This window comes from Nocardia inohanensis NBRC 100128, assembly GCF_001612945.1.
Lineage (GTDB): Bacteria > Actinomycetota > Actinomycetes > Mycobacteriales > Mycobacteriaceae > Nocardia > Nocardia inohanensis.
The window spans coordinates 620,520-645,854 of sequence record NZ_BDBK01000008.1 but is presented as its reverse complement, the minus strand read 5'-3'; the positions used below and the strand labels follow the sequence as shown (position 1 = coordinate 645,854).

The following is a 25,335-nucleotide window of genomic DNA, read 5'->3' as shown; positions in this document are numbered from 1 at the left end:
GCTTGGCGTGACATCGATTCAGTTGGCGCAGCGGGGAACGGGGCCGTTGCAGGTGTTCAATGCGGCGGGCGTGCTGTCGGCCGCGGATCTGCATGTGGCGCTGCGGTTGGGGCGGCTCGGGCGGGAGCAATCGGAGCTGGTGTTGTTCGCCACCGCGCTGGCGGTGCGTGCGGTGCGGTCCGGGTCGGTGTGCCTGGAAGTGCGGCGGATGCACGAGATCGGTGTGGATGCGGAGGGGACCGAGGAGTCGACCATCGATCCGGCGACGCTGCCCTGGCCGGATGTGGACCGGGTGATCGAGGCGCTGCGGGTGAGCCCGCTGGTGTGCGGGAGCCCGGCGGGGCCGTTGCGGCCGTTGCGGCTGGTCGAACCGGCGGCCGGTTCGGAAGCGAGCCCGCTGCTGTACCTGGACCGGTACTTCCGGCAGGAGGAGACGATCCGGGCGGCTCTGATCGAACGCGCCGCCTCGTGCCCGATGGTGGACGCGTCATTGATCCGGCGCGAACTGGATCGGCTCTTCCCGCCGCAGGCGGGCGGGGAGTTCGACCGGCAGCGGCTGGCGGCGGCGCTGGCCACCACCCGGTGGACGACCGTGATCGCGGGCGGCCCCGGCACCGGCAAGACGCACACCATCGCGCGCGTGCTGGCGCTGCTGGTGGCGCATCAGCAAGCGATCCCCGGCGCGCCCGCGCTGCGCATCGCTCTCGCCGCGCCGACCGGGAAAGCCGCTGCGCGCCTTCAGGAATCGGTGCGCGAGCAAGCAGGTGACATCGGATTGCCGGAGTTGACCGCCGCCACCCTGCACCGGCTGCTGGGCTGGCAGCGCGGCGGCGCGGGCCGGTTCAAGCACAACGAATTCAACCGGCTGCCCTACGACGTCATCGTGGTGGATGAGACCTCGATGGTGTCGCTGACCATGATGAGCCGCCTGCTTCCCGCCGTGCGGCCGGACGCGCGCCTGGTGCTCGTCGGCGACCCGGATCAGCTGGCCTCCGTCGACGCGGGCGCGGTGCTCGCGGACCTGGTTGCCGGACCCGTTCCGGGACAGGACAATCCGGTACTCGACGAAATCCTGGCAGACGGTGCGACCCGCGCCCGTACCGCATCGGCTGCGGCTGCGCGTAGTGACGGCGGTGTCGTCCCGTACGCGGAGGGTGAGGCGGCGCGTAGTGACGATGGAGTCGTCCCGCACGCGGAACATGAGGCTGCGCGGAGTGTCGGCGGAGTCGTTCCGCACGCGGAACATGAGGCCGGGCGATCCGGCGCGGCCGGTGTCGGCGAAAGCCGTTCGGCTGTCGGCGTTCCGGCTGACGAGCTGTCCCCGCGCGAGCGGGAGCGGCTGCGCGGCGGCATCGTCCGACTCACTCGCGGCCGGCGCTTCGGCGGCCGCATCGCCGATCTCGCCGTCGCGGTCCGTGCCGGTGACGCCGACACCGCCCTGGAACTGCTCGCCGCGGGCGATGACGAACTGGCCCTGCACACCCCCGAGGACGTCACCGAGGTGCGCGCGAATGTGCTGCGCGCCGCCCAATCCGCCACGGCGGCCGCCCTCGCCGGGGATGCCACCGCCGCCCTGACCGCCCTCGAATCCCATCGCCTGCTCTGCGCGCATCGGCAAGGCAGCTACGGCGTGGATCGCTGGGACAAGCTGGCCGCGAGCTGGGTCACCGCCGCCGGCATCAGCTCCGATCCCGGTGCCGGGCACTGGTATCCGGGGCAGCCGCTGCTGGTCACCGCCAACGATCACGAGGCCCGCATCTACAACGGCGACACCGGCGTCATCGTCCGCGCTCCCGACGGCAGCCTGCGCGCCGCCCTGCAACGCGGCACCGAACCGTACCTGGTGCATCCCACCCAATTCCCCGGTGTCACAACGGTTTACGCCATGACCATCCACCGCAGCCAGGGCAGTCAATACGACAATGTCTCGGTGGTGCTGCCCGGCCCCGAATCCACGTTGCTGACCCGGGAACTGCTGTACACGGCCATCACTCGCGCCCGCAAGCATGTCCGGGTGCTGGGCACCGAGGACTCCATTCGCGCCGCGATCGCCCGCCGCGTCCTGCGCGCCTCCGGTCTTCGCGCCCAGTAACCGCGAATGCGGGCGTAGGCTCGGGTCGGGATGCCTGAGGGGTGTGTATGTCCGAATCCGAGGTCGAGCAGGTCGAGGATGCCGTGGTGTCGGCGGATGGGACGCGGATCGCTTACCTGACCATCGGATCGGGTCCCGCGGTGATCGTATTGCCCGGCACGCTGACTCGCGCCTACGTGTACGGCCGGTTCGCGCAGGCGCTCGGCGAGCGATTCACCGTGCACACCATGGAGCGTCGCGGGCGCGGGTCCAGCGGTCCGCAGGGGCCCGGCTACAGCGTCGCCGACGATTGCGCGGATCTGCGTGCGCTTCAGGAGAAAACGGGCGCAGCGCTGGTGGTCGGTCACAGTTATGGCGGGCTCATCGCGCTGGAAGCCGCGCGCGGGAACCCTGGGATCACCAAGGTCGCGCTGTACGAACCGGGCGTTTCGATCGATGGCGACCTGCCGGCCGACTGGATGCCCGCCTATGAGAAGTACCTGGCGCAGGACAAACCCTTCGACGCCTTCATCGAATTCGTCCGCGCGCTCGGCCCGGAGCAGATCCGCAAGATCCCGCGTTTCATGTTCCGCCGCATGATGCCGATGTTCATGAAAGCCCCCGAGAAGGACATGGTCATCGGCTTGCTCGCCGAGAACCTGCGTGAGCATCGGGAGATCGTCCGCCTGGACGACACCTACCCGAACTACGCCGAGATCACCGCCGCCGTGCTGCTGCTGGACGGCGACAAGGACCGCCATCCCCGCACCGACCCCGACCATGCCCTGCTCGCGCGCACCATCCCGGACTGCGAGCGCCACACCTTCCCCGGCCTGGACCATTTCGGCATCGACAAGGTCGCCCCCGAGCGCGTGGCCGAACGGGTCGGCGAATTCTTCTCCCGTTCGTAGCGCGGTCCACCACACCGGCACTGTCTGAGTCGATACCCTGAGTGCATGACCAGCACGCCCGAGCACGTCGATGTGCTCATCGTCGGAGCGGGATTGTCCGGGATCGACGCCGCGTTCCATGTGCAGCGCGCGTTCCCGTGGCGCACCTACGCCATCCTGGAGATGCGCGAGGCCAGCGGCGGCACCTGGGACCTGTTCAGATATCCGGGGATTCGCTCCGATTCCGATATGTTCACCCTCGGCTACCGGTTCCGGCCGTGGCTGGGCGACAAGGCCATCGCCGATGGCGACTCGATCCTGCGGTATGTGCGCGAGACCGCCGCCGACAACGGGATCGACAAGCATATCCGCTACCGGCACAAGGTCATTCGCGCCGAATGGTCGTCGGCCGAGAACCTCTGGACGGTGATCGCCGAGCGCGACGGCGAGGAAGTGCTGTTCACCACGAACTTCCTGTTCTCCTGCTCCGGCTACTACCGCTACGACCAGGGCTACACCCCGGATTTCCCAGGCACGGAACGCTTCCGGGGTCCGATCGTGCATCCCCAGCACTGGCCGTCCGAGCTGGAGGTCGGCGGTAAACGGGTCGTCATCATCGGCTCCGGCGCGACCGCGGTCACGCTCGGCCCCGCCCTGGCCGAACAGGGCGCGCACATCGTGATGTTGCAGCGTTCCCCGTCCTACATCATCTCCATGCCCGCCCGCGACGCCTTCGCCGACCGCGTCCGCCGCTTCCTGCCCGCCAAGGCCGCCTACGCACTGGCGCGCGCCAAGAACGTCGGCCTGAGCACCGTGATGTATCAAGTGTCGCAACGCTATCCGAAGCGCATGCGCTCGTGGATTCGCGGCCTGCAAACCCGCTGGCTGCCGCCGGGCTACGACATCGACACCCACTTCAATCCGAGCTACAAACCGTGGGATCAGCGACTGTGCCTGGTACCCAACGGTGATCTGTTCCGCGCCATCCGCCAGGGCAAGCTGGAGATGGTCACCGACCGCATCGACACCTTCACCGAAACCGGCCTGCGCCTGGCATCCGGGCGCGAACTCGACGCCGACATCATCATCACCGCAACAGGTTTGAACCTGATCCCGTTCGGCGGCATCGACCTGGTAGTGGACGGCCGCAAGGTCGACCTGCCCGACGCCATGGCATACAAGGCGATGATGCTCTCCGACGTCCCCAACTATGCTTTCGTCATCGGATACACCAACGCGTCCTGGACGCTGAAGGCAGACCTGGTGTGCGAGTACGTAGTTCGCCTGCTCCGCCACATGGACTCACACGGCTACACCAAAGCCACCCCGGTCCGTGACCCCTCGGTCGGCACCGCCCCCTTCCTCGATTTCGAACCCGGCTACGTCCTGCGCGCCCTGGACATCCTGCCCAAACAAGGCGATCGCGCCCCCTGGAAGCTGCACATGAACTACCTGCGCGACCTCCCCAAACTCCGCTACGGCAAGGTCACCGACCCGGCCATGGTCTTCGAACGCGGCTGAGCCGGAATCGACGCCGGGTGCATGCCGGTGTGCTGAGTCAGGGCGTGGCCGTACAAGATCACGGATACCCCGGGGGTGCGATGGTAGTCGGTAGCTTCGCGCGACCTTGGAGCGCGGGTAGATCGATGTCGGCAGCAAGTCGGCCCCGAAGATCGCACACTTGTCGATCAACCAGTGTTCCGGCGGACAGCAGCCGGCCGTAGGACACGGTGCCCGTTGACCTTCCAACTCCACACAGCAGTCGGTTTCCGGCAGCGCGACCAGCGGCTAGTAGGAGACTGGTGTCAGGATCGGATCCCGGCCAGGATCAGGTCCAGGTGCCCGGCGGGAAGCTCCCTATAAGCGGCTGCCCACCGTCTGGATTGGTGTGGCTCTCACATGGCTTGCCTCCCACCGGTCACCGTGCAGGGAGTGGCTGAAGAGGGGTCTGCCCCATGCCGCGTACTAGCGGTGGCCTCCCGCGCGAATGCCGTGACGAGCTCGGCCGGGCCCGCACCGAAACCTTGTGCCGGATCCACCGTTTCCGCGGCGCGGGTTCGGCTGCGCCTGGTCACCGAAATGATCGAGGATCTGGAAACGATCGACCGCAAGACCAAGGCCGCCGATAAAGAACTACGGTCGCTGGTCCTCGACCCCGGGTCGACATTGATGGACCTGCACGGCGTCGGACCCTCCAGCGCGATCAGGCTTCAACGCGCACCTGATCCTTCAGACAAGCCACGTCCCGGACCCACCCACCAGGCTAACCCCGCATCCACATCGGCGTCTTGACATAGAGGGGGAGCTATTTGAGGGCACTTTCGCTCGAAGCTGACCGCGCTGCGTGGCCACTTGCCTGCCCACGCACACTCAATTCGGCATGGCCTTGTACCTCGAGGGCCAGGGAGAGTTTCGATACGGAATCGGTCGGTAGGGCTTCGACTGAAGTTGACGGCGTTGTCAGTCGAAGATGATCTGGCGCAGATTCGGGTGCTCGGTGCAGTAGTACCACTTGGAACCCAGGCTCTCACAAAAGGGGACGTCGAGGCCCGGGTCATCCTCGTAGGCGCGGATGAACTGCCGGTCCGGACCCAGGTCGAACGCACAGGCCGTGAGGCCGTAGTTGATCTCCTCGATCGTGTAGAACCCTGCGCGTGCGGGAACACCCTGGGCGTCGCAGCCAGCGGCCAGCTTCTCCATCGCCGCACGTGAAATCGCCCACCCGAGCCTGGCGGGAGCACCTGCCGACACCAGTACTACCGTGCTCGACACAATCACCGGCAGAACGACACTCGGCCACCACCGGTGGTAGCGGAGCGCTCCGACCGCAGACAGCCACACCCATGGCGCACCGACTATCAACCCGATGTCAGCGCACCAGAACCGCAAGTGCGGGCCGTCGATTCGAGCGGCGAACACCCAGAGCACGCACATACAGAACGCCGTTGCGAAGGTGGCCACTACTGTCTGACTGATTTTCCACCAGGCCGGAACCGGCATGGTGGCAGCAGAATTCGCGATCACGACCACCATCCTGCTGTATCTGGTTCAAATCCGGAACTCGACGGTCACGAGGCGAAACGTCGGACACCGAGCGCAAATGCGCGACCGGTGTTGTGAATCGCGCTGCCGTACAGTTTCGCCGCCAGCTGAGTGTCGGCACTCCGAACATCGGCCCGCAGGGTACGTGGGTAGGATCCGAGTCGAGGAGGCTCGGATGGGATTTGCTGTGCGGCAACATGGTTCGTCCGCTGTCGTTGGAAGTCGTATACGGGCAATGGTGTTCATGCTGTTGGGACTCGCATTGGTGGCCGCAATGGTCACGGGTGTTCTTGTCCTCGCGCTGTCCGAGCTCGCAGGTGCGGCAGAATCTGTGGTTGGTCCCGACGTCGTACGAACGGAACTGTCCGAAAAAGATGCCAAGACAAGAATGGCCAACCTGTTCCAGTCCCATATCCCGGATGACTGGCATCTGATCGGAATGACCGAGACGTGCCACGATATGACGCGATTGCCCATCTGCACACTCGACGGGTCATTCGTCGGCCCGGTATCCGAATTTGCCCTCGACTCCCCATTTTTCCAAATCAAGACGGCCAGGACGGGAGAGCAACCAGCCGCCGAGCTCGTCACATGCGGGGAGGTCTCCGCCCGAAACCCGGACCTTGCCACCGGTTTCGACTGTGCGGGCCAGCAGACCTTGGTCCTGACGGAAATGACCGGCGGCCACGCGCTGCCTGGAAGCCACGCGCTCATTGCACGTTCTGCCACGGCGACCACCCTGCGAATACGAGTTACGGTCGTCTGACATAGCTCGCTGCGTATGCGCCGCTGATAGCACCTTGCAGGACCTGACCGCGAGGACCTCGGCTAGCTCGCGTGCGTGACTACCCGTGAAGGGCAGCGAGAATGCGTCGTAATCGGCGATATGGTGCGTTCGGCTGGCACTGGATCAGATCAGCTCAGCTCAGCTCGTTGACCTTCGCCCAGCCCGCGCTGGCCGGTTCGGTCAGCACAACCGGCGGCAGATGAGTGCGTTCGTGACCTTATTCGGCTCAATGAGCCAAGGCGGCTCGCAACTGTCCGGCCAATGCCTTGGCCTGCTCCTGCGTCCACGGCAGAACCCCGTTCTCCGCCATGAGCGCGTGGAACTGCTGCTGGTGATATGGGATGCCCGGGGGCAGCGGCGAGATATGCCAGTGCACATGGGAATTGCCCTGCTGGCTGCCCAAACTCAACAAGTAGGTACGTTCGACCTGAACCGTTGCTCTACCGCTCTCGCGAGCCGGTGCACCAACCTCATCAACCGCAGGAAAGCGTCTTCGCTGAAATCGCCCACCACATTTTCGTAGTGAATCTTCGGTGCAACCAGTACGTGCCCGAGCAACGTCGGGTACTTACACAAGAACGCGATGCCGTCCTCGGTCTCGGCGACCACCTCGTGCCAGCCGTCGCTGTCCGTGCCGGCAACAACCTCGCAGATGAAGCAGGGACTCGCCTGCACGCGCTGGGCATAAGCTTCTACGTCAAACGGAATACGTTGCATACCAGCCGATTCTGCCGACGCTACCCGGATCTCAGGCATCTATTGTCACCCTGACGCATTCCGAACGCACCCGCCTCGGCACGTTTCGGGTCGGGCCGGCCATGCCCCGGTATCAGCCAGGGCAATAGGCGGTCTCGGCGGCGTTCACGAAGGCCATTGCCGAGTCGAATTCGCCGGGCTCCTCGCTGATGAACTCGGCCAGGTTGTGCTTCGACAGGCCGCTCGCGAGCAGATCGCAGACCGCATGGCCACCCTCGGTGATGCCCGGGAAATCCGAGAGGATGCCGGGAAGTGCCTCGATGCCATCGCGCTGGATGAGCAGGAACCCGAATTGGGCGTCCTGTAGCGGGCCGTAGTTGTGGGTGCCCGCGACCGGCTGAAGGTCTGCCGAAGGCAATGCCGAAGCGGGGGCGGCGAATACAACGGCAGCACCTGCGGCGGCGAGCCCGGTAGCGATCTTCGAGACGAGCACAACGATTCCAATCGTGGGACAACTGTGCGACCCGGTGGTCGCCACGAAGATCGTAAATGAGGTCGTCGATCTCCGCCGGACGTCGATTCGCGTTGCGCTCTACCGACCTCGGCTACGAAACCTATTGGATCGCCGCCGACTCGACCACACACAAGATCTACCTGCGCCCTTCGGGCGATCTGATTGTCATCGATCCTTGCGCCTCTCTGACCTGCTCCTGAACGGCCAACACCGGCGGACCGCCGGTCTTTTCGGGAAGTTTGTTTGATTCGATGGGATCCACAAGAGTGGGCGACGTCCGCAGCTGACTCAGCGCCCGAAAACACCTTCCAGGCGATTGCGTGAGCCCGGATGCACCAGTCGGGCCACGCTCACCGGTCCCTGCTCCGACCAGGTGCGGCGGCGGATCAGCAGGCACGGTTCGCTTCGGTCGATGCGTAGTAGACGGCATTCTTCAGCGCTGCCGAGCACTGCCTCCACGACGTGCTCGCCGCGAGTCAGGGGTGCGACGCGACTCAGGTAGTCGTTCGGGGTGCTGACGCTGAAGTCCTGATCGAGGTAGCCGGGAGCCTGTGCGGGGCTCACGTACCGGTCTTCCACCTGGATCGGATCCTCGTCTTCGAAGTGCACGATCACCGAATGGAAAGCCTTGGACCCCAGGGTTTCCCGTAGGAACGTGTGGGTCGGGTCGATGGTCTCGGCGCGTACGAACACTACCTCTGTTCGATGCCGATGGCCGCGCCGTGCGATCTCGTCGGCGATATTGCGCACCTCGAACAGCGGCGAGGACTTCCTGGTGCTCGCTACGAACGTCCCCACGCCCGCCTGCCGCACGATCAGCCCCTCGGCGGTCAACTCCCGCAGGGCCCGGTTGATCGTCATGCGCGAAAGTCCCAGTGCCGCAACGAATCTATGCTCGGAGGGGAGTTGGTCGCCCTCCACCCATCGGTCCGAACGGATCTGCGCCGTCACCAGATTCTTGACCCGCTCGTATGCGGGCGCCGCCTCGCCGCCCGTCTCCGCGAAGAGTGCGGCGAGTTCGTTCTCGCCGTCGCCCGTCGTCATGCCCCGCACCCGCTCCTCGCCTGCTGAAATCCCGCTGAACCCGCCGATACCGTTCGATCCGGCAGCCTACCGGCCCGGATGCCCCCGGCTTGACAGTTGTATAGACAGGACTATACAACTTTGGCAGAGTGCGACCCAGCACACAGCACGGCCCCGACGCGTGTGGCGTCACACGGGGCCCGGCGCGGGACCCCGTCGAGATTCGAGGACAGAACCATGGACATCAGTTCCCCCGGCCACGAGGCCAGGACCGTGCGCGCGCCCCGCGGCAGCGAGCTCACCACCCTGGGCTGGCAGCAGGAGGGCGCGCTGCGCATGCTCATGAACAACCTCGATCCGGAGGTGGCCGAGCATCCGGACCATCTCGTCGTCTACGGCGGCACCGGGCGGGCGGCGCGCAGTTGGGCGGCCTTCGACGCCATGGTGGCGACGTTGAAGACGCTGAAGAATGACGAGACCATGCTGGTGCAGTCGGGTAAGCCGGTCGGTGTGTTCCGCACCAGCGAGTGGGCGCCGCGCGTGCTGCTGGCCAACTCGAATCTGGTTGGCGACTGGGCGAATTGGGAGGAGTTCCGGCGGCTCGAAGAACTCGGGCTCACCATGTACGGGCAGATGACAGCCGGGTCGTGGATCTACATCGGCACCCAGGGCATTCTCCAGGGCACTTACGAGACCTTCGGTGCGGTGGCGCGCAAGCGATTCGGCGGCACCCTCGCCGGAACCATCACGCTCACCGCTGGATTGGGCGGTATGGGCGGCGCGCAGCCCTTGGCCGTCACCATGAACGAAGGCGTGGCGATCTGCGTGGATTGCGATGTCACGCGCATCGATCGGCGGATCGCGCACAAGTATCTGGACGTGAAAGCCGACAATATCGAGCACGCACTGGAATTGGCGATCGCGGCGCGTGATGAGCGCCGGCCGCTGTCCATCGGTGTGGAAGGCAATGCGGCGGAGGTCTTCCCGGCGCTGCTGGCCGCCGACGCCCCGATCGATATCGTCACCGATCAGACCTCCGCGCACGATCCGCTGGCGTATCTGCCGCTGGGCGTGGACTTCTCGGATATGAAGACCATGTCGGAGAAGGATCCGATCTGGTTCACCGAGCAGGCTCAGGCGTCGATGGCCGCGCATGTGGCCGCCATGGTCGGCTTCCAGGACAAAGGGGCCGAGGTCTTCGACTACGGCAACTCCATCCGCGACGAAGCCCGCAAGGGCGGTTTCGACCGCGCCTTCGATTTCCCGGGTTTCGTGCCCGCCTACATCCGCCCGCTCTTCGAGGAGGGTCTGGGACCGTTCCGCTGGGCCGCGCTCTCGGGCGACCCGGCCGATATCGCCGCCACCGACAAGGCGATTCTCGAGCTGTTCCCCGAGAACGAGCACCTGCGCCGCTGGATCACCATGGCGGGGGAGAAGGTCGCCTTCGAGGGGCTGCCCGCGCGCATCTGCTGGCTCGGTTACGGCGAACGCCACCTCGCCGGGCTGAAATTCAACGAGATGGTCGCCAGCGGCGAACTCTCCGCCCCGGTTGCCATCGGCCGCGATCACCTGGACTCCGGTTCGGTCGCCTCCCCGTACCGGGAAACCGAATCCATGCTCGACGGCTCCGATGCCATCGCCGACTGGCCGTTGCTGAACGCACTGGTCAACACCGCTTCCGGCGCGTCGTGGGTGTCGATTCACCATGGCGGCGGCGTCGGTATGGGACGGTCGATCCACGCCGGCCAGGTGTGTATCGCCGATGGCACCGAACTGGCGGCCCGCAAGCTCGAGGCCGTTCTCACCAATGACCCCGGCATGGGCGTCATCCGGCACGTCGACGCCGGATACGACCATGCCATCGCGACCGCCGCGCAGCGCGGCGTCCGCATCCCGATGTCCGAGCAGCACTAGATCCATCGCGGTCGCAGTCAGAAAGAAGGCAGAGACCATGACGCAAGACGGTCCCGCCGAGGTCGTTCTCGCCACCGAACGGCACACCATCGACGTCATCCCCGACGCCGAACGCCACGGCAATCCCCGCAGCCAGTTCACGCTGTGGTTCGGGGCGAACATGCAGATCACCGCCATCGTCGATGGCGCGCTCGCGGTCATCTTCGGCGCGGACGCGCTGTGGGCGATCATCGGCCTGCTCATCGGCAACGTGGCCGGTGGCGCGGTGATGGCGTTACACTCCGCGCAGGGGCCGAAACTCGGTCTGCCGCAGATGATCTCCAGCCGGGCGCAGTTCGGGGTGCGCGGCGCGGTGGTGCCGTTGCTGCTGGCGATCCTGATGTATCTGGGGTTCGCGGCGACCGGCACGGTGCTGGCGGGGCAGGCGATCGCCAAGATCCTGCACATCGATTCGCCGGTGCTGGGGATGGTGATCTTCGGGGCGCTGACGGCGCTGATCGCGGTCACCGGATACAACCTGATCCACCTGGTGGGGCGGGTGGCGACGGTGGTCGGCATCATCGGATTCACCTATCTGGCCATCCGATTGTTCGCCGAGTACGACGTGGCGGCGCACGTGGGCGTCAAGGGTTTCGAGACCGCGACGTTCCTGCTCGCGGTGTCGCTGGGTGCGAGCTGGCAGCTCACCTTCGGCCCGTACGTCGCCGACTATTCGCGCTATCTGCCGCGGTCGACCAGTGACAAGGCCACCTTCTGGTCCACCTTCCTGGGCACCGTGATCGGTTCGCAGTGGTCGATGACCTTCGGCGCGCTGGTCGCGGCGGTGGCGAGCAAGACGTTCATGAAGGATCAGGTCGGCTTCATCGGTGATCTGGCCGGGCCCGCGGCGGTCGCCATCCTCATCTACCTGGTGATCGTGATCGGCAAGCTGACGGTGAACGTGCTCAACGCCTACGGCGGGTTCATGTCCATCCTCACCACCGTGACGGCTTTCGAAGGGCGCAACCGGATCTCGACCCTGGCCCGGACGCTGTACATCGTCGGCTTCACCACGGTCGCGACCTTGATCGCGATCGCCGCCAGCGCCGACTTCCTGGCCAACTTCAAGAATTTCGTGCTGGCGCTGCTGATGGTGTTCACGCCGTGGAGTGCGATCAACCTGATCGACTACTACCTGATCTCCAAGGAGCGCATCGACATTCCCGCGCTCTACGACGTGAACGGGCGGTACGGGGCGTGGAACCTGCCCGCGCTGGCCTGCTACGTGATCGGCGTGTGCGTCCAGATCCCGTTCCTGGCCACCAAGCTCTACACCGGCCCCATCACCGACAAGCTCGGCGGTGCGGACATCTCGTGGATCGTCGGCATCCTGGTCACCGCCGCGCTCTACTACCCGCTGGCCAAGCGCACCGCCAACCCTCCCGCCACCATGATCTATCCGCCGGATGCCGAAATGGCCCGAGCCTGAAAGGAAGTACCGTGGGCGGCCCCGTCACCCTGGTCACCGATATCGGAACCCTGGTCACCAATGACCCCGAACTGGGGGAGGGGCCGCTGGGCCTGCGTCGCGACGCGGCCATCGTCTTCGCCGACGGGCGGGTGGCGTGGGTCGGCGATCGCGCCGCCGCACCGGCCGCCGACCGCGCCGTGAGTCTGGGCGGCCGGGCACTGCTGCCCGGGTTCGTGGAAAGCCATTCCCATCCGGTGTTCGCCGGTGAGCGGGCCGAGGAATTCGCGGCCCGCATGGAGGGAATTCCGTACTCCGCCGGTGGAATTCGCACCACGATCGCCGCCACCCGCGCGGCCACCGACGATCAGCTCGCCGCCAACGCGCGGCGGCTGGTCGAGGAAGCGCTGCGCTCGGGCAGCACCACCATGGAATGCAAGACCGGGTACGGGCAGACCACCCACGACGAGTTGCGCGGGGTGCGGATCGCGGGTGAGGTCAGCGACGAGGTGACGCTCCTGGCCGCCCATGTTCCGCCGCCCGAATATGCCGGTCGCGCAGACGATTACGTGTCGATGGTCGTCGACGAGATGATCCCCGCGTGCGCGCCTTTCGCCAAATGGATCGACGTCTTCTGCGAACGCGGAGCCTTCGACGAGGACCAATCCCGCACCGTCCTGAAAACCGGTATGGCACACGGCCTCACCCCCCGCGTACACGGCAACCAGCTCGGCGAAGGCCCCGGCGTCCGGCTGGCCGTCGAACTGGGCGCCGCCTCGGTCGACCACGTCACCTACACCAGCGCCGCCGACATCGACGCTCTCGCACACAGTTCCACCGTGGCGACCCTGCTGCCGGGCGCGGAGTTCAGCACCCGCCATCCGTACCCGAACGCGCGCGCCCTGCTGGATGCCGGCGTCACCGTCGCACTCGGCGCGGACTGCAATCCCGGCACCTCCTACACCACCAGCCTGCCGTTCTGCATCGCCCTGGCCGTACGCGAAATGCGCATGACCCCGGCCGAGGCGGTCTGGACCGCGACCGGCGGCGGCGCAATGGCCTTGCGCCGCACCGACATCGGCCATCTCGGCCTAGGTGCCCGCGCCGATGCCTTCGCGCTCGACGCCCCGTCCTACATCCACCTGGCCTACCGCCCGGGCGTGCCCTTGATCAGGGAAGTCTGGAAAGACGGCGATCTCGTAGCAGGAGGCCCGCGATGAAACCCGAAATCCCCGTCGATATCCCGCCGGCGGCGTGGACCGGCCGAGGCGACGGTGACGGCCCCGAACATCTGCGCTGGCACAAAGCGATCCGCCCCTACCAGCCCGCGTCCCCCGAAACCGCCCCCGTCCTGATCGGTTTCGCCAGCGACGAAGGCGTCCGCCGCAACCGTGGCCGCCAAGGCGCAGCCGCCGGCCCCGCCGCGCTCCGCACCGCCCTGTCCTCCATGGCCTTGGCGCAACCACTATCGCTCTTCGACGCAGGCGATGTCGTGGTCGGCGACGGCGACCTCGAATCCGGTCAAACCCGCCTGGCCACAGCCGTAACCGCCGCCCTCGATGGCGGCCACCTCCCCATCGTCCTCGGCGGCGGCCACGAAGTGGCCTTCGGCACCTACACCGGCCTGGCCGCCTCCACCCTCCGCCGCACCCACCCCCGCCTCGGAATCCTCAACCTCGACGCCCATTTCGACCTGCGCGCCGACCCCATCCCCAGCTCCGGCACCCCCTTCCGGCAAATCCTGGAAGCCGAAAAAGCCGCCGCCACCGACTGCGCCTACCGAGTCCTGGGCATCAGCCAGCCGTCGAACACCACCGCCCTCTTCGACACCGCCCACCACTACGACGTCCGCTACCTCCTCGACGACTACTGCGGCACAACAGATTCCGACTCCGTCGACACCTTCGTCAACGCCCTCCTCGACCGGGTAGACCTCCTCTACCTGACCATCGACCTGGACGTCCTCCCCGCTGCGGTAGCCCCCGGCGTCAGCGCCCCCGCCGCCTACGGCGTCCCCCTCGAAACCATCCAACGCGTCTGCGACAAGGTAACGACCAGCGGCAAACTAGCGGCCGTCGACATAGCCGAACTCAACCCCGACTTCGACATCGACTCCCGCACCGCCCGCACCGCCGCCCGCCTCATCCACCGCCTGGCAACCCGCCACACCGCCGTTCGGCAATCGCGATGAGCAACCGATAGTTGGGAACCGAAGGAACGCTCGCCCCCTCCAGAGGCACCCATTCCCCGCTGGCAACCACCCCCACCCTCCCGCCGCGAGCCTCGATCCCCTGAACCGTGCTCCACACGAAACCCACTCCACCGGACGATAATTCGCTGTCGGAAACCCGAATCGCCCCGAACTCCAGTACCTCACCGCGCCCCAGCGCCGCCTCCGCACCCTCGATCTGAGCCGAAACTATCCCATCCAGGATCGCGGGCACCCACACTTCCGGCTCGACATATCCACCCCGCTGAAAGAAGTCGGACTCGAAGTACCCATCGAGCGAAAACCTCTCCCCGGCAACATCGGTAACAGTCCCGCGATACGCCCGCGACCTCCCCTCCTTGCGCCGAAACGCATCCGGACCATACTCCCCGGCATACATATACGCCCGCGCACCGTCATAGTGCACAACCCGAACCGCCCCGCGCGCGACCACCGCCACCACGCCCCGCTCGAACAGCATCACCCGCGCATCATGGTCACCGAACCGCGCCCGCATTCGTGGCCGGTTCAATCCCGGCAAGGCGATCAGACAAGTCAGCACGACCGCCCAGCCCAACCCACCCGAAACGGAGCCGGACACCAACCCCCACCCCACCCCCACAACGATCCACACCACGCCCCACAACGCATAACCGCGCCACGGAACCGGCGGCAGCCGCCAGGGATAGGTCCCCAACTCCAGCCCAAGAGCCGCTTCAGCATTCGATCCACCCACGACGCCCCCTCCGGTCGTACAGTCCGACGCTACCGCCGCCACCGTGCCGACGCAGCCGAAACTTGTGCGTCAGCGTTGGAAGTCGGCGACTAGAGCGTGTCGAGGAAGCTGCGGATGAGCGGGTCGGTCAGGTGCGGGTGGGTCCAGGTGACGGCGTGGGTGGCCTCGGGGGCGTCGATGGTTTCGAGGTGGGTGGGGCCGCCTAGTTGGCGGGCCAGTTTTTGCATCAGCTCTTCGGTGTAGACGACGTCGTGGGAGCCGTGTAGTAGGAGGGTGGGGGCGGTCAGGTCGTGGATTCGGTCTTCGATGCCCTTGCGTTCGAGGAGGGCGTGGGTGGCTTGTTCGAGGCGGCGGCGGTCGGCGGCGTGCCACTTGGCGAGCCAGGGGGCGCGGTGGGTTTCGGGGTCGCCGCCGATCATTTGGGCTGCGATGGGGCGGGAGACGGTTTCGAGGGGCTGGTCGCCGAGGACCCATTGTTTGAGGATGATCGATTTGTAGGCGGCGTATTCGGCGGGGTTGTAGGCGTCGGCTCGGGTGCCGATGAGGATGAGGCCGCGGACTCGGGTGGGGGATTGGAGGGCTGCCCAGAGGGCCACTATGCCGCCGTGGAAGAGGCCGCCGAGGACTACCTGGTCGAGGTGCAGGGTGTCGGCTACGGTCCAGAGGTCGGCGGCGAGGCGGGCGTAGTCGAATTCGGTTCCGGGGTCGCGGGTTTCGCCGTGGCCGCGGGTGTCGATGGCGATGACGCGGTAGTCGGGTGTCAGGGAGTCCAGTTGGGGTTGCCATTGGGTGGCGTCGAGGAAGTAGCCGTGGACGAGGAGGAGGGCGGGGCCTTTGCCGCCGGTGTCGAGGTAGTGGATTTCGGCACCGTCGTCGGTGGTTACGAACGGCATAGGTGTTCCCTCCGTGGCTATTTCGGGTGTCGCGCGCGTTCGGCGACGGTCCGACCATAGCAGGAACGTGTTCTAGTTATGGCTCGCGTGGGGTCGGCTCGGGGGTGAAGAGGCCGGGGACGGTGAGGGCGTATTCGACGTCCGCGCGGGTGCCGAGCATGGCCAGCACGCCACGGATCATGGTGACGCGGGCCGCGGCGACGGTGGCGGGGTCGGGTTCGCCGTGGGGGGCGGCGGCGGAGATGCGGAAGACGGCGAATTCGCAGATCTGTAAGGCGGTTTCGAGGTTCAGGTCGGCGGGGGCGGGGCGGCCGAGGGCGTCGAATTTGCTGCGGACCAGGGCGCGCAGGTCCTCGAAGGCTTGTTCGCGGTAGGCGGAGACGGGGGAGCCGGGGTCGTGGAGTTCGGCGAAGAGGGGGCCGAGCATGCGGCCGTGGCCGTTGGCCCAGTAGAGGTAGGCCTCGATCATGTTGATGCCGAGTTCTACCGGCTCCTTGCTGTCGGCCACGGCATTGCTCATGCCGCCGACCAGGTCCTCGTTGGAGAGGGTGAGCAGGGCGTGCAGGGGTTCGGTGGCGTTGGCGAAGTAGCGGTAGAAGGTGGGGCGGGCCAGGCCGGCCTTCTCGATGATGCGGGCCACCGACAGGCCGCGCGAACCGTGCTCGGCGAACACCTCGGAGGTGGCGAGCACGATGCGGGCGCGGACCTGATCGGCCTGGGCTTCGGTCTGCGGGGGACGGCCGCGACGGACCGGGGTGACGGGGGCGCTGGTCATCGGTGACCGGGCGCGGTGTTGGGAACCATCACAGGGAGGGTTGACATGGGGTGCGTCACGCCTATTAATCTAACACTGGTGTTCATGTAACACCGATGTTCAGTAAATGGCTTCCCACTCCCTGGAAGGGCGACCAATGACGACTGCCCCGCAGCTCGCCGCCGCCGATGCGCTGCCTTTCGACCTGGTTCAGCGCCTGCTCGGCCATGCCGTCGCGGGCGGTGCGCCCGCGGTGGAGGTGTTCGCGCCCGCCACCGGAGCCAAGATCGCCGACCTGCCGCAGTCCTCGGTCGCCGATGTGGAGACCGCGTTCGCCACCGCGCGCGCCGCGCAGCAGCAGTGGGCGCGGGTGCCCGTGGCCGAGCGTGCCGCGCTGCTGCGCCGCATCCACGATCTGGTGCTGGACGAGCAGGAGACGATCCTCGACATCATCCAGCTCGAGACCGGCAAGTCGCGGGTGCACGCCTTCGACGAGGTCTCGGATGTGGCGGTCAATACCCGCTACTACGCGGCCGAGGGCAAACGCATTCTCGCGCACCGCAAGCCGCGCGGCGTGATGCCGGTGCTCACCCAGGTGGAGGTGCGCAACCGGCCCAAGGGCGTGGTCGCGGTCATCTCGCCGTGGAATTACCCACTGGCACTGGGCGCTTCGGATGCCCTGCCCGCGCTGCTCGCGGGTAACGCCGTGATCGGCCGCCCGGACAATCAGACCGCGCTGACGCTGCTGTGGGCCATCGATATCGCCGAGCGCGCGGGCCTGCCCAAGGGTCTGTGGCAGGCGGTGCTGGGTCGCGGCGCGGTGGTCGGCACCGAGGTCATCAAGCGCGCCGATTACGTCGACTACACCGGTTCCAGCGCCACCGGCCGCACCATCGCCCAGCAGGCGGGGGAGCGGCTGATCGGCTACTCGCTCGAATTGGGCGGCAAGAACCCGCTGCTCGTCCTCGCCGACGCCGATGTGTCCGCCGCCGCCAAGATCGCGGTGCGCGCCTGCTTCGCCTCGGCGGGCCAGCTGTGCGAATCGATCGAGCGAATCTATGTGCACGACAAGGTTTATGACCGGTTCGTCACCGAATTCGTCGAGAACACGAAGAAACTGAGCCTGGGCAAGACCCTCGACTTCGATTACGAGATCGGCTCGCTGACCTTCCCCCGCCAGATCGACACCGTCAGCAAGCATGTCGAGGATGCCGTGGCCAAGGGCGCGAAGGTCCTCGCGGGCGGCAAGGCGCGCCCCGACCTCGGCCCGTACTTCTACGAGCCCACCATCCTCGAGGGCGTACGCGAGGGCATGACCGTCTACCGCGAGGAAACCTTCGGACCGGTCGTCTCCGTCTACCGGGTGCGCACCGACGACGAAGCGGTCGAACAGGCCAACGACACCGCCTACGGCCTCAATGCCAGCGTGTGGAGCCGCGACACCGACCACGGCCGCGAGATCGCCGCGCGCGTCAACGCCGGCTCGGTCAATGTCAACGAAGGCTTCATCGCCGCCTGGGGTTCGGTCGCCGCACCCTCGGGCGGGCTCGGTATTTCCGGCACCGGCCGTCGCCACGGTCCCGAGGGCCTGCTGAAATACATCGACACCCAGACCATCGCGGTGCAGCGGATGCTGCCCATCGCGCCGCTCCCGGGAATGTCCGAGCAGTTGTGGGCCAAGACGATGACGCTCTACCTGGGCGTGATGAAGACGTTGCGGCAGAAGTGATCTGCTGAACACGAGACAGGGGTACTCCAGGGTATGAAGACGGTCGAGGGCAAGAAGGTCCTGGTCACCGGTGCCGCGATGGGGCTGGGCAAGTCCTTCGCGCAGCGGGCGGTGCGTGAGCGCGCCGGCGACGTGGTGCTGTGGGACATCAACGAGGAGGCGCTCAAGGAGACCGCGGCCGAGCTGGCCGCGCTGGGCGGCAGCCGCATCCACCACTATGTGGTCGACGTGTCCGATCGCGACGCCATCGCCGAGGCGGGCGCGACCGTGCGCGGGGAGGTCGGCGGCATCGACGTTCTGGTCAACAATGCCGGCATCGTGCGCGGCAACGGTTACTTCTGGGAGACCAGCAACAAGGCCGACATCGACAAGACCATGGCCATCAATTCCCTTGCGCCCATGTACATCACCCTGGAATTCCTGCCCGGGATGGTGGCGAACAAGGGCACCGAGGCGCGGGTGCTGAACATCGCCTCCTCGGCCGGCCTGGTCGCCAACCCGCGCATGAGCGTCTACGCCGCCTCCAAGTGGGCGGCACTGGGCTGGTCGGATTCGGTGCGCCTGGAGCTGGAGCAGTCCGGCAACCACCACGTCACCTTCACCACGGTGTGCCCCACCTACATCAACACCGGAATGTTCGACGGCGCCAAGGGTTTCTGGTTCACCCCGATCCTCGAGCAGGAAGAGGTCGTCGACACCTCCTGGAACGAGATGAAGAAGGGCTCGCCGCTGGTGGTGCTGCCCTGGACCTCCAAGCTCAACCGGGCGATCTCCGGCCTGTTGCCGCTGAAGGTGCGCGACTTCTACCTCAATACGGTGGGCGTCTACCACTCGATGGACGAATTCACCGGTCGCAAATAGGGATTCGCGTCGCGGGCCCGTGTGGAGTTCTCCGCACGGGCCCGTGGTGTGTCACGGCAACGCTCATCGCTCGGAACGTTCATATAGTCTACGATCGTCAATGTGTTGAACTATTTGCGATCGTTGGTGCGAAACCGATGGGTGCGTTGCGCGACCGCCACTTTGCTGGTGGTCGCCGTCGTGCTCGTGGTCACTACGATCGTCGGCAATACCTACCGCGGTCTGCGCGAACGCGAGGTGTCGATTCCGGTGACCGGCGGCACCCTCTCCGGTGTACTGGCGCTGCCCGCTGACGCCGAGCAACCCGTCGGGGTGATCGTCTTCCTGCACGGTGACGGGCCGATGGAAGCGACCGATGACGGGTTCTACCGGCCCATTTGGGAGGCGCTGGCGGCCGCCGGGTACGCCTCGCTGTCCTGGAGCAAGCCCGGGGTGGGTGGTTCGTCAGGGAATTGGCTCGAGCAGAGCCTGCACGATCGGGCGGTGGAGGCCGGACAGGCCATCTCCTGGGTCCGGACCCAGCCCGGTGTCGACGGCGACCGCATCGGGCTGTGGGCGGCCAGTCAGGGCGGCTGGGTGTTCCCGCAAGTGGCGAACACGGTGCCGCGCATCCGATTCGCCATCGCGGTGTCACCGGCGATCAACTGGCTGCGGCAGGGTCGCTTCAACCTGCTCGCCGAACTCGGCCGCGAGGGGGCGAGTCCGGGGCGGCGAGCGGAGGCCATCGCGGTCAGCGACCGCACCCGCACCCTGTTGCGCGACGGTGCGGACTATGACGAGTACCTCGCGAATTCCGGTGCGTCACAGCCGATGTCGCGTGACCGCTGGACGTTCGTGTCGAAAAACTTCACCGCCGATGCCACCGCCGACCTCGCCGCGCTGGGCGGCCGCGGGATCCCGGTGCTGTTGCTGCTCGCGAGCAACGATCGCAATGTCGATATCGCCGAGACCGAGCGGGTCTATCGGGAAATGCTGGGCGGTAGCGTCGAGGTCGTGCACATCGCCGGCGCGAATCACAGCATGGCGCGCACCCGGGTCGAGGACAGTGAGCTGCTGGGCCTGTGCGTCGGCGTGCTCGCCCCGCGCAAGGTCTTCGCGCCCGGATCCCTCACCGCCCAAACGGATTTCGTCCGATCGCGAGGTTGACCTGCGGCGATTAACACGCGTCGGCGCTCTGTCGATACGCATCACGACAATCGGGAAAGGTGAGTGCGATGATCGGAATGCTGATCGTGGTCGTGGCGCCGGTGGTGGCGGCCATCGTCACCGTTACGCTGGCCGGGAACCGGCAGCGTAGGCGGCGCGCAGTCGAGCCAGTGAGGGAATGACGGTCACGCCGTCCAGCACTTCGACGCGATCGGCGGCGCGGTTCAGCCAGAAGGCGTGCAGGCCGGCGTCTCTCGCGCCGATGCCGTCGATATCGAAGCGGTCCCCGACGTAGGCGACCTGCTCGGGTGGCAGGCCCAGGAGCTCGCAGCCCGCGTGGAAGATGCTCGGATCCGGTTTGGCTACACCGAATTCCGATGAGCACAGCACGGCCTCGCCGAAATGCGCTGCCAGGCCGACGGCTTGAAGCTTCCCCAGCTGATGGTCGCGTGAGGAGTTCGACACGACGCCCAGCGCCGTTGTTCCCGCCAGCTCGCTCAATGCCGGGGCGACATCCGGGAACGCACTCCAGGCGGTGTCCCGGCGGGCCGCATAACGGGCGAACCAGGATTCCGGATCGGTCACGGCCACACCGAGATAAGCCAGCAGCCGCTCCGTGCGCACCATCTGCTGTCCCTTGAAGGTCAGCTCACCGGCGAGGAACCGCGGATACTCCTGCTCCTCCAGCTCCCGCCACAACGCCACCGCCGCATCGGGGGAGTCGAACCGCTCGAGCAGTCCCTCCGCCTCCAGATGCCGCAGAATCCCGATCCGCGCCGTGGCCGAATAATCGATGAGGGTGTCATCGATATCGAAGAGAATCCCGCGAATCATCATGCGCGCGTACCGATCACAACGGTCGCGCCGATTTCGTCATCCTCCGCGATTCGTGCCGCCAGTCCGTGCTCGCGCATGACTTCGGCCGCGTGCGGGGCCTGCTCCTCGCTCTCCTCGACGAGCAGATGACCGCCGGGTGCGAGCCAATATGTGGCGACGGCCGCGATCCGGCGCAGAATATCGAGCCCGTCCGCCCCGCCGTCCAGCGCGCGGCGTGGCTCGTGATCACGCGCTTCCGGTGGCATCCAGGCGATTTCGGCAGAAGGCACGTAGGGAGTGTTCGCGAGCAGAATATCGACGCGGCCGGCCAGATCCGCGGGCACCGGCTCGAACAGATCCCCTTCGAAAACCCGCCCACCGAGCGGCTCGACATTCCGCCGCGCACAAGTGACCGCGGCCGGTTCGATATCGGCGGCGGTCAACTCGACGCCGACCCCTTCGGCCCGAAGTTCCGACGCCAGTGCCGCTCCCAACGCGCCACACCCGCAGCACATATCGAGTACGACCAGGCTGTGCCCGCCGGAGGTCGAGTGAATCCTGTTGCTGCCGAGCGCAACTGCCTGCTCGACCAGGAATCCCGTGCGCTGGCGCGGCACGAAAACCTCGGCCGCGACCTCGTAACGGCGACCGCGGAACTCGGCCCAGCCCAGCAGATGCTCGAGCGGGAACCCCGCGATGCGCTGGACGACAAGCGTTTCCAGCTCGACCGGATCGGTGGTCGCGGACCGCAACAGCGCCGCCTCGTCCTCCGCGAAGACGCACCCCGCTGCCCGCAGCCGGGCGACCAGCGTGTCAGTGTCTCGGATGTCGGTGTCGGGAGCGCTCACCGAGTCATTGTGCACGCCCGGGGGCGGTGTCCAGCATGCCGGGGCGGTCGTCGAGACAGGGCGGGCAGCCGGCGTGACTTGGTTCGGGCGTGCTGTGACGCGCAAAAATCCGGACCTGTCGGCATGAGATGGCAGGTCCGGATCGCGGCGAAGCGGTCAGCGTTCGGTGGGGAGGCGGAGGGTGCGGGTGGCGTCGAGGTAGATGCCGCGCTGGCTGCTGCGGGCCGGCGGGGGCAGCTGGGAGACCAGTTGCTCGAGGGAGGTGGTCGCGCCGACCACCGGCATGCCCGCCACGATGAAGTCGGCGACCGCGCGGCGAATGTGGTTGGGGGAGGTCACCACGATCGCGCTGGTCGCGCCCGCCTCGCGCAGCAGGGCGCTGCCGAACAGGGCGTTCTGGACCGTCGATCCGGCGCGATGATCGGCGACGATGCGGCTGGCCGGAATGCCGTGCCCGATCAGCCAGCCCTGCATGGCCGCGGCCTCGGTGATCCCGTTCTGCGGGTTGCCGCCGCTCACCAGAATCGGCGACATGGGGGAGGCGATGGCCTGCAACCAGGCCGCCTGCAAGCGGTTCACCAGTTCCGGGCGCATGGCACCGTCGGGCAGCAGCCCGTAGCCGCAGACCGCGATCCCGGTCTGCGGACCGGCAATGGCCGGAATCGGATTGGGCAGGGTGCCGACTCCCGCGCCGACCGCCCGGAACACCGTGCGGGTGCCGTCGGCCAGCTTGGGATCCAGTCCTTGCAGCCGGTTCAGCGCGAGCTCGCGGGTGACGAAGTCGCCGGTGTAATCCGACCAGATCGCCTGCAAGGACAGCGCATGCGTGTCGTCGGGCGATTCGGCGAGCAGTTGGCGCAGGTCGGCCAGGCCCGCGGCTTCGTCGCCGTCGGTGAAGTTCTCCTGCGCCGAGTTGTAGAGCGGTTCCGGGTCGGCGTGGGCGGTGCCCGGTGCCAACAGGGTCAATGCGGCCGCGGTGGCCACGAGGAAAGTGGGTAAACGCCTGGCGATCTGCACTGCTGTCGACCTTTCGGAGGGGTCACGCACGCTTGCTGCTGGCTATCTGCTCGCTTTGCTGGATATTGGCTCGGTACCGAATGGGGACACGATACGACTGACCACCGCGGTTGTCGGGTATTTGCCGAAGTGATTTTCGAGGGTTTGAGCGCGATCTCGGCCGGGAACGCGCGCGAACGCCCGCCGTCCGCGTCGCGTGCGAGGGCCTGCGACCGGCCCGATAGGCTGTGACCCCGTGGATACGACTTCGCTCATCGGCAAGGAACTCGCCGCCGCCATCAACGCCGACACCAAGCAGCGCGCCGCCGCGCTCACCGAAGCCGGGTCCGCCCCGCGGCTGGCGCTGGTGATCGCCAATGACGATCCGGCCAGCGCCTGGTACGTGAAGTCGCTCAACCGCGCCGCCGAACGCAATGGAATCGCTTGCGAGAACGTGGATCTCGGCCTCGACGCCACCGTCGAGGAGATTCGCGCCAAGCTCACCGAACTCTCGGCCGACGCGTCCGTGGACGCCATCATGTTGCAGACCCCGCTGCCCAAGGGCATCGGCCTGGACGACGTCAGCCCGGCCATCGCCGCGGCCAAGGATGTGGACGGGGTGAGCCCGCTGTCGCTGGGCCTGCTCTCCTCCGGTCTGCCGGGCTTCCCGCCCGCGACCTCCGAGGCCGTGGTGGAGCTGGCCAAGTTCCACGGTGTTGCGCTGGCCGGTAAGCATGTCGCGGTGGTCGGGCGCTCCAATGTGGTCGGCAAGCCGCTGGCTCAGCTGCTGCTGGCCGAGAACGCGACCGTCACCATCTGCCATTCCCGCACCACCGACCTGCCGGCGGTGACCTCGGCCGCGGACGTGGTGGTGGCCGCGGTCGGACGGGCGGGGCTGATCACCGATGCCCATGTGCGCGAGGGCGCGGTGGTCATCGACGTGGGCACCAATGAGGACGAGAACGGCAATATCACCGGCGATGTGAACGCCGCGGCCGTGACCGGCAAGGCGTCGGCCCTGAGCCCGGTGCCCGGCGGCGTCGGACCGGTCACCACCGCGCTGCTCATGCGGCACGTGGTGCAGGCGGCCGAATCCGCGCGCTGAGCGGCAGCGAGCCCGGGAACGCGGTTCCCGGGCTCAGCTCACCGGCGCACTACCAGTGCAGGGTGACGGGATCGCCGATCCCGACATTGTCGTAGAACCATTCGGCGTCACCGGGCGCCAGATTCACGCAGCCGTGGCTGACGTTCGAGTTGCCTTGGGAATCAACCGACCACGGCGCGGAGTGCACGAAAACCCCGCCCCAGGTGAGTCGTTCGGCGAACTCGCCCTGAATCAGGTACCCCTCGGGTGAATTCAGCGGGATGCCGATGGTCCGGGAATCGAAGGTGACCGACCGGAAGCGTTCCAGCACCGGGAAAGTCCCGCTCGGTGACTCCCAGCCGGACTTGCCGTAGGACGCGGGCATGGTGCGCACGGGAGCACCGCCGATGTACACGGTGAACGTGTGATTCGACATGTCACCGTCGGCGGAGACACCGCCGTTGGTTTGGAATTGAGTGTGCAGGCGACCCGCTGACACCGTGATAGGTGATGAAGCGGGCAGGTATCCGGCCGGACTCCACCTCAGATTCCGGTCGTCTACCCAGGAGAAGTGCCCGGCCAGACTGGTTTCGGAGCTCACGGTGACGGATCGTTCGGCTCGCGCCCGATCGGTCACCGGCTCGGAGAATCGCACGCTCACCGGTGCGGCGATTCCTACCGTCTGCCCCGGCCCCGGCGAAATCGCCTGCACCGCCGGGAGATCCGACGAAACTAGAACCGCGCCTGCGGCTCCCGATCCGAACGCGGACACCGCCGCGAGCACGGTCCCCACGATCAGAATGCGAATCGCGTTCCGCATGGTTCCATCCCTTCGCCAGGGTGTGGTTCTGGATCCTCAGCCTATGACCGGATGATCCG

At 66.8% G+C, this 25,335-nt stretch carries 24 protein-coding genes; 12 read left to right on the top strand and 12 right to left on the bottom strand.

Going from position 1 to position 25,335, the window contains the following annotated elements; genetic code table 11:
• Window positions 1-7: 7 nt before the first annotated feature.
• The 3 genes from NI1_RS18725 to NI1_RS18715 are packed head-to-tail and all read left to right on the top strand — an operon-like array spanning window position 8 to window position 4,482.
• A complete protein-coding gene (locus tag NI1_RS18725) occupies window positions 8-2,092 on the top strand; it encodes an AAA family ATPase (protein WP_067821944.1) in 2,085 nt (694 codons plus the stop codon).
• A gap of 47 nt (window positions 2,093-2,139) precedes the next feature.
• The gene (locus NI1_RS18720; protein ID WP_067821941.1) at window positions 2,140-2,982 is read left to right on the top strand and encodes an alpha/beta fold hydrolase; all 843 of its coding nucleotides are present in this window, start codon (window positions 2,140-2,142) and stop codon (window positions 2,980-2,982) included.
• Between the two features lie 45 nt (window positions 2,983-3,027).
• Window positions 3,028-4,482, top strand: a complete 1,455-nt coding sequence (locus NI1_RS18715; protein WP_067821938.1) for a flavin-containing monooxygenase — start codon at window positions 3,028-3,030, stop codon at window positions 4,480-4,482.
• Between the two features lie 939 nt (window positions 4,483-5,421).
• Here the strand turns inward: NI1_RS18715 and NI1_RS18710 are convergent.
• Window positions 5,422-5,994 (bottom strand): hypothetical protein, encoded by a 573-nt coding sequence (locus tag NI1_RS18710; protein WP_067821935.1) that lies wholly within the window; start codon window positions 5,992-5,994, stop codon window positions 5,422-5,424.
• Between the two features lie 244 nt (window positions 5,995-6,238).
• On the opposite strand from NI1_RS18710, the gene NI1_RS18705 reads away from it, so the two are divergent.
• Window positions 6,239-6,769, top strand: coding sequence for a hypothetical protein (locus NI1_RS18705; RefSeq protein ID WP_067821934.1), 531 nt, complete (start codon window positions 6,239-6,241; stop codon window positions 6,767-6,769).
• A gap of 247 nt (window positions 6,770-7,016) precedes the next feature.
• Here NI1_RS18705 and NI1_RS38865 read toward each other — a convergent pair whose 3' ends face one another.
• From NI1_RS38865 to hutC, 4 genes are all read right to left on the bottom strand, one after another.
• On the bottom strand, window positions 7,017-7,199 hold the full coding sequence (locus NI1_RS38865; protein WP_218026771.1) for a hypothetical protein: 183 nt from the start codon (window positions 7,197-7,199) through the stop codon (window positions 7,017-7,019).
• The gene (locus tag NI1_RS38860) at window positions 7,196-7,546 is read right to left on the bottom strand and encodes an HIT family protein (RefSeq protein WP_218026770.1); all 351 of its coding nucleotides are present in this window, start codon (window positions 7,544-7,546) and stop codon (window positions 7,196-7,198) included. The genes NI1_RS38865 and NI1_RS38860 overlap by 4 nt, the downstream gene beginning before the upstream one ends.
• Window positions 7,547-7,619: 73 nt before the next feature.
• Window positions 7,620-7,979 (bottom strand): DUF732 domain-containing protein, encoded by a 360-nt coding sequence (locus NI1_RS18695; RefSeq protein ID WP_067821933.1) that lies wholly within the window; start codon window positions 7,977-7,979, stop codon window positions 7,620-7,622.
• A gap of 309 nt (window positions 7,980-8,288) precedes the next feature.
• The gene (gene hutC / locus NI1_RS18690; RefSeq protein WP_067821932.1) at window positions 8,289-9,044 is read right to left on the bottom strand and encodes a histidine utilization transcriptional repressor HutC; all 756 of its coding nucleotides are present in this window, start codon (window positions 9,042-9,044) and stop codon (window positions 8,289-8,291) included.
• Window positions 9,045-9,260: 216 nt separating this feature from the next.
• On the opposite strand from hutC, the gene hutU reads away from it, so the two are divergent.
• Genes hutU through hutG form a run of 4 tightly spaced genes read left to right on the top strand, consistent with a single transcriptional unit; the run spans window position 9,261 to window position 14,575 of the window.
• On the top strand, window positions 9,261-10,937 hold the full coding sequence (gene hutU, locus NI1_RS18685; protein WP_067821930.1) for a urocanate hydratase: 1,677 nt from the start codon (window positions 9,261-9,263) through the stop codon (window positions 10,935-10,937).
• Window positions 10,938-10,974: 37 nt separating this feature from the next.
• A complete protein-coding gene (locus tag NI1_RS18680; RefSeq protein ID WP_067821928.1) occupies window positions 10,975-12,405 on the top strand; it encodes a purine-cytosine permease family protein in 1,431 nt (476 codons plus the stop codon).
• Window positions 12,406-12,416: 11 nt separating this feature from the next.
• On the top strand, window positions 12,417-13,604 hold the full coding sequence (gene hutI, locus NI1_RS18675; RefSeq protein WP_157535186.1) for an imidazolonepropionase: 1,188 nt from the start codon (window positions 12,417-12,419) through the stop codon (window positions 13,602-13,604).
• Window positions 13,601-14,575, top strand: a complete 975-nt coding sequence (gene hutG, locus NI1_RS18670) for a formimidoylglutamase (protein ID WP_067821925.1) — start codon at window positions 13,601-13,603, stop codon at window positions 14,573-14,575. The genes hutI and hutG overlap by 4 nt, the downstream gene beginning before the upstream one ends.
• On the opposite strand, the gene NI1_RS18665 is transcribed toward hutG, so the two are convergent.
• From NI1_RS18665 to NI1_RS18655, 3 genes are all read right to left on the bottom strand, one after another.
• Complete coding sequence (locus NI1_RS18665; protein WP_157535185.1) at window positions 14,526-15,329, bottom strand: DUF6585 family protein; 804 nt, start codon at window positions 15,327-15,329, stop codon at window positions 14,526-14,528. The genes hutG and NI1_RS18665 overlap by 50 nt on opposite strands.
• 89 nt (window positions 15,330-15,418) lie before the next feature.
• Window positions 15,419-16,222: an alpha/beta fold hydrolase gene (locus NI1_RS18660; RefSeq protein ID WP_067821920.1), complete on the bottom strand. Its 804-nt coding sequence runs from the start codon at window positions 16,220-16,222 to the stop codon at window positions 15,419-15,421.
• Window positions 16,223-16,298: 76 nt separating this feature from the next.
• Complete coding sequence (locus tag NI1_RS18655; RefSeq protein ID WP_067821918.1) at window positions 16,299-16,997, bottom strand: TetR/AcrR family transcriptional regulator; 699 nt, start codon at window positions 16,995-16,997, stop codon at window positions 16,299-16,301.
• Between the two features lie 136 nt (window positions 16,998-17,133).
• Between NI1_RS18655 and NI1_RS18650 the strand changes: the two genes are divergently transcribed.
• From NI1_RS18650 to NI1_RS18640, 3 genes are all read left to right on the top strand, one after another.
• Window positions 17,134-18,705: a succinic semialdehyde dehydrogenase gene (locus tag NI1_RS18650; protein ID WP_084523388.1), complete on the top strand. Its 1,572-nt coding sequence runs from the start codon at window positions 17,134-17,136 to the stop codon at window positions 18,703-18,705.
• A 33-nt stretch (window positions 18,706-18,738) separates the two neighbouring features.
• Window positions 18,739-19,566, top strand: a complete 828-nt coding sequence (locus NI1_RS18645; RefSeq protein WP_067821913.1) for an SDR family NAD(P)-dependent oxidoreductase — start codon at window positions 18,739-18,741, stop codon at window positions 19,564-19,566.
• A 102-nt stretch (window positions 19,567-19,668) separates the two neighbouring features.
• Window positions 19,669-20,712 carry an alpha/beta hydrolase family protein gene (locus NI1_RS18640; protein ID WP_245663285.1) on the top strand — a complete coding sequence of 348 codons (1,044 nt, stop codon included), beginning with the start codon at window positions 19,669-19,671 and terminating at the stop codon, window positions 20,710-20,712.
• A gap of 123 nt (window positions 20,713-20,835) precedes the next feature.
• Here NI1_RS18640 and NI1_RS18635 read toward each other — a convergent pair whose 3' ends face one another.
• The 3 genes from NI1_RS18635 to NI1_RS18625 form a co-directional block, all read right to left on the bottom strand.
• Window positions 20,836-21,549: an HAD family hydrolase gene (locus tag NI1_RS18635; protein WP_067821911.1), complete on the bottom strand. Its 714-nt coding sequence runs from the start codon at window positions 21,547-21,549 to the stop codon at window positions 20,836-20,838.
• Window positions 21,546-22,376: a putative protein N(5)-glutamine methyltransferase gene (locus NI1_RS18630; protein ID WP_169815594.1), complete on the bottom strand. Its 831-nt coding sequence runs from the start codon at window positions 22,374-22,376 to the stop codon at window positions 21,546-21,548. The genes NI1_RS18635 and NI1_RS18630 overlap by 4 nt, the downstream gene beginning before the upstream one ends.
• 156 nt (window positions 22,377-22,532) lie before the next feature.
• Window positions 22,533-23,360 (bottom strand): YdcF family protein, encoded by an 828-nt coding sequence (locus NI1_RS18625; RefSeq protein WP_245663284.1) that lies wholly within the window; start codon window positions 23,358-23,360, stop codon window positions 22,533-22,535.
• A 268-nt stretch (window positions 23,361-23,628) separates the two neighbouring features.
• Between NI1_RS18625 and NI1_RS18620 the strand changes: the two genes are divergently transcribed.
• The gene (locus NI1_RS18620; RefSeq protein WP_067821909.1) at window positions 23,629-24,477 is read left to right on the top strand and encodes a bifunctional 5,10-methylenetetrahydrofolate dehydrogenase/5,10-methenyltetrahydrofolate cyclohydrolase; all 849 of its coding nucleotides are present in this window, start codon (window positions 23,629-23,631) and stop codon (window positions 24,475-24,477) included.
• Window positions 24,478-24,526: 49 nt separating this feature from the next.
• Here NI1_RS18620 and NI1_RS18615 read toward each other — a convergent pair whose 3' ends face one another.
• On the bottom strand, window positions 24,527-25,276 hold the full coding sequence (locus NI1_RS18615; protein ID WP_067821907.1) for a L,D-transpeptidase: 750 nt from the start codon (window positions 25,274-25,276) through the stop codon (window positions 24,527-24,529).
• Window positions 25,277-25,335: the final 59 nt, after the last annotated feature.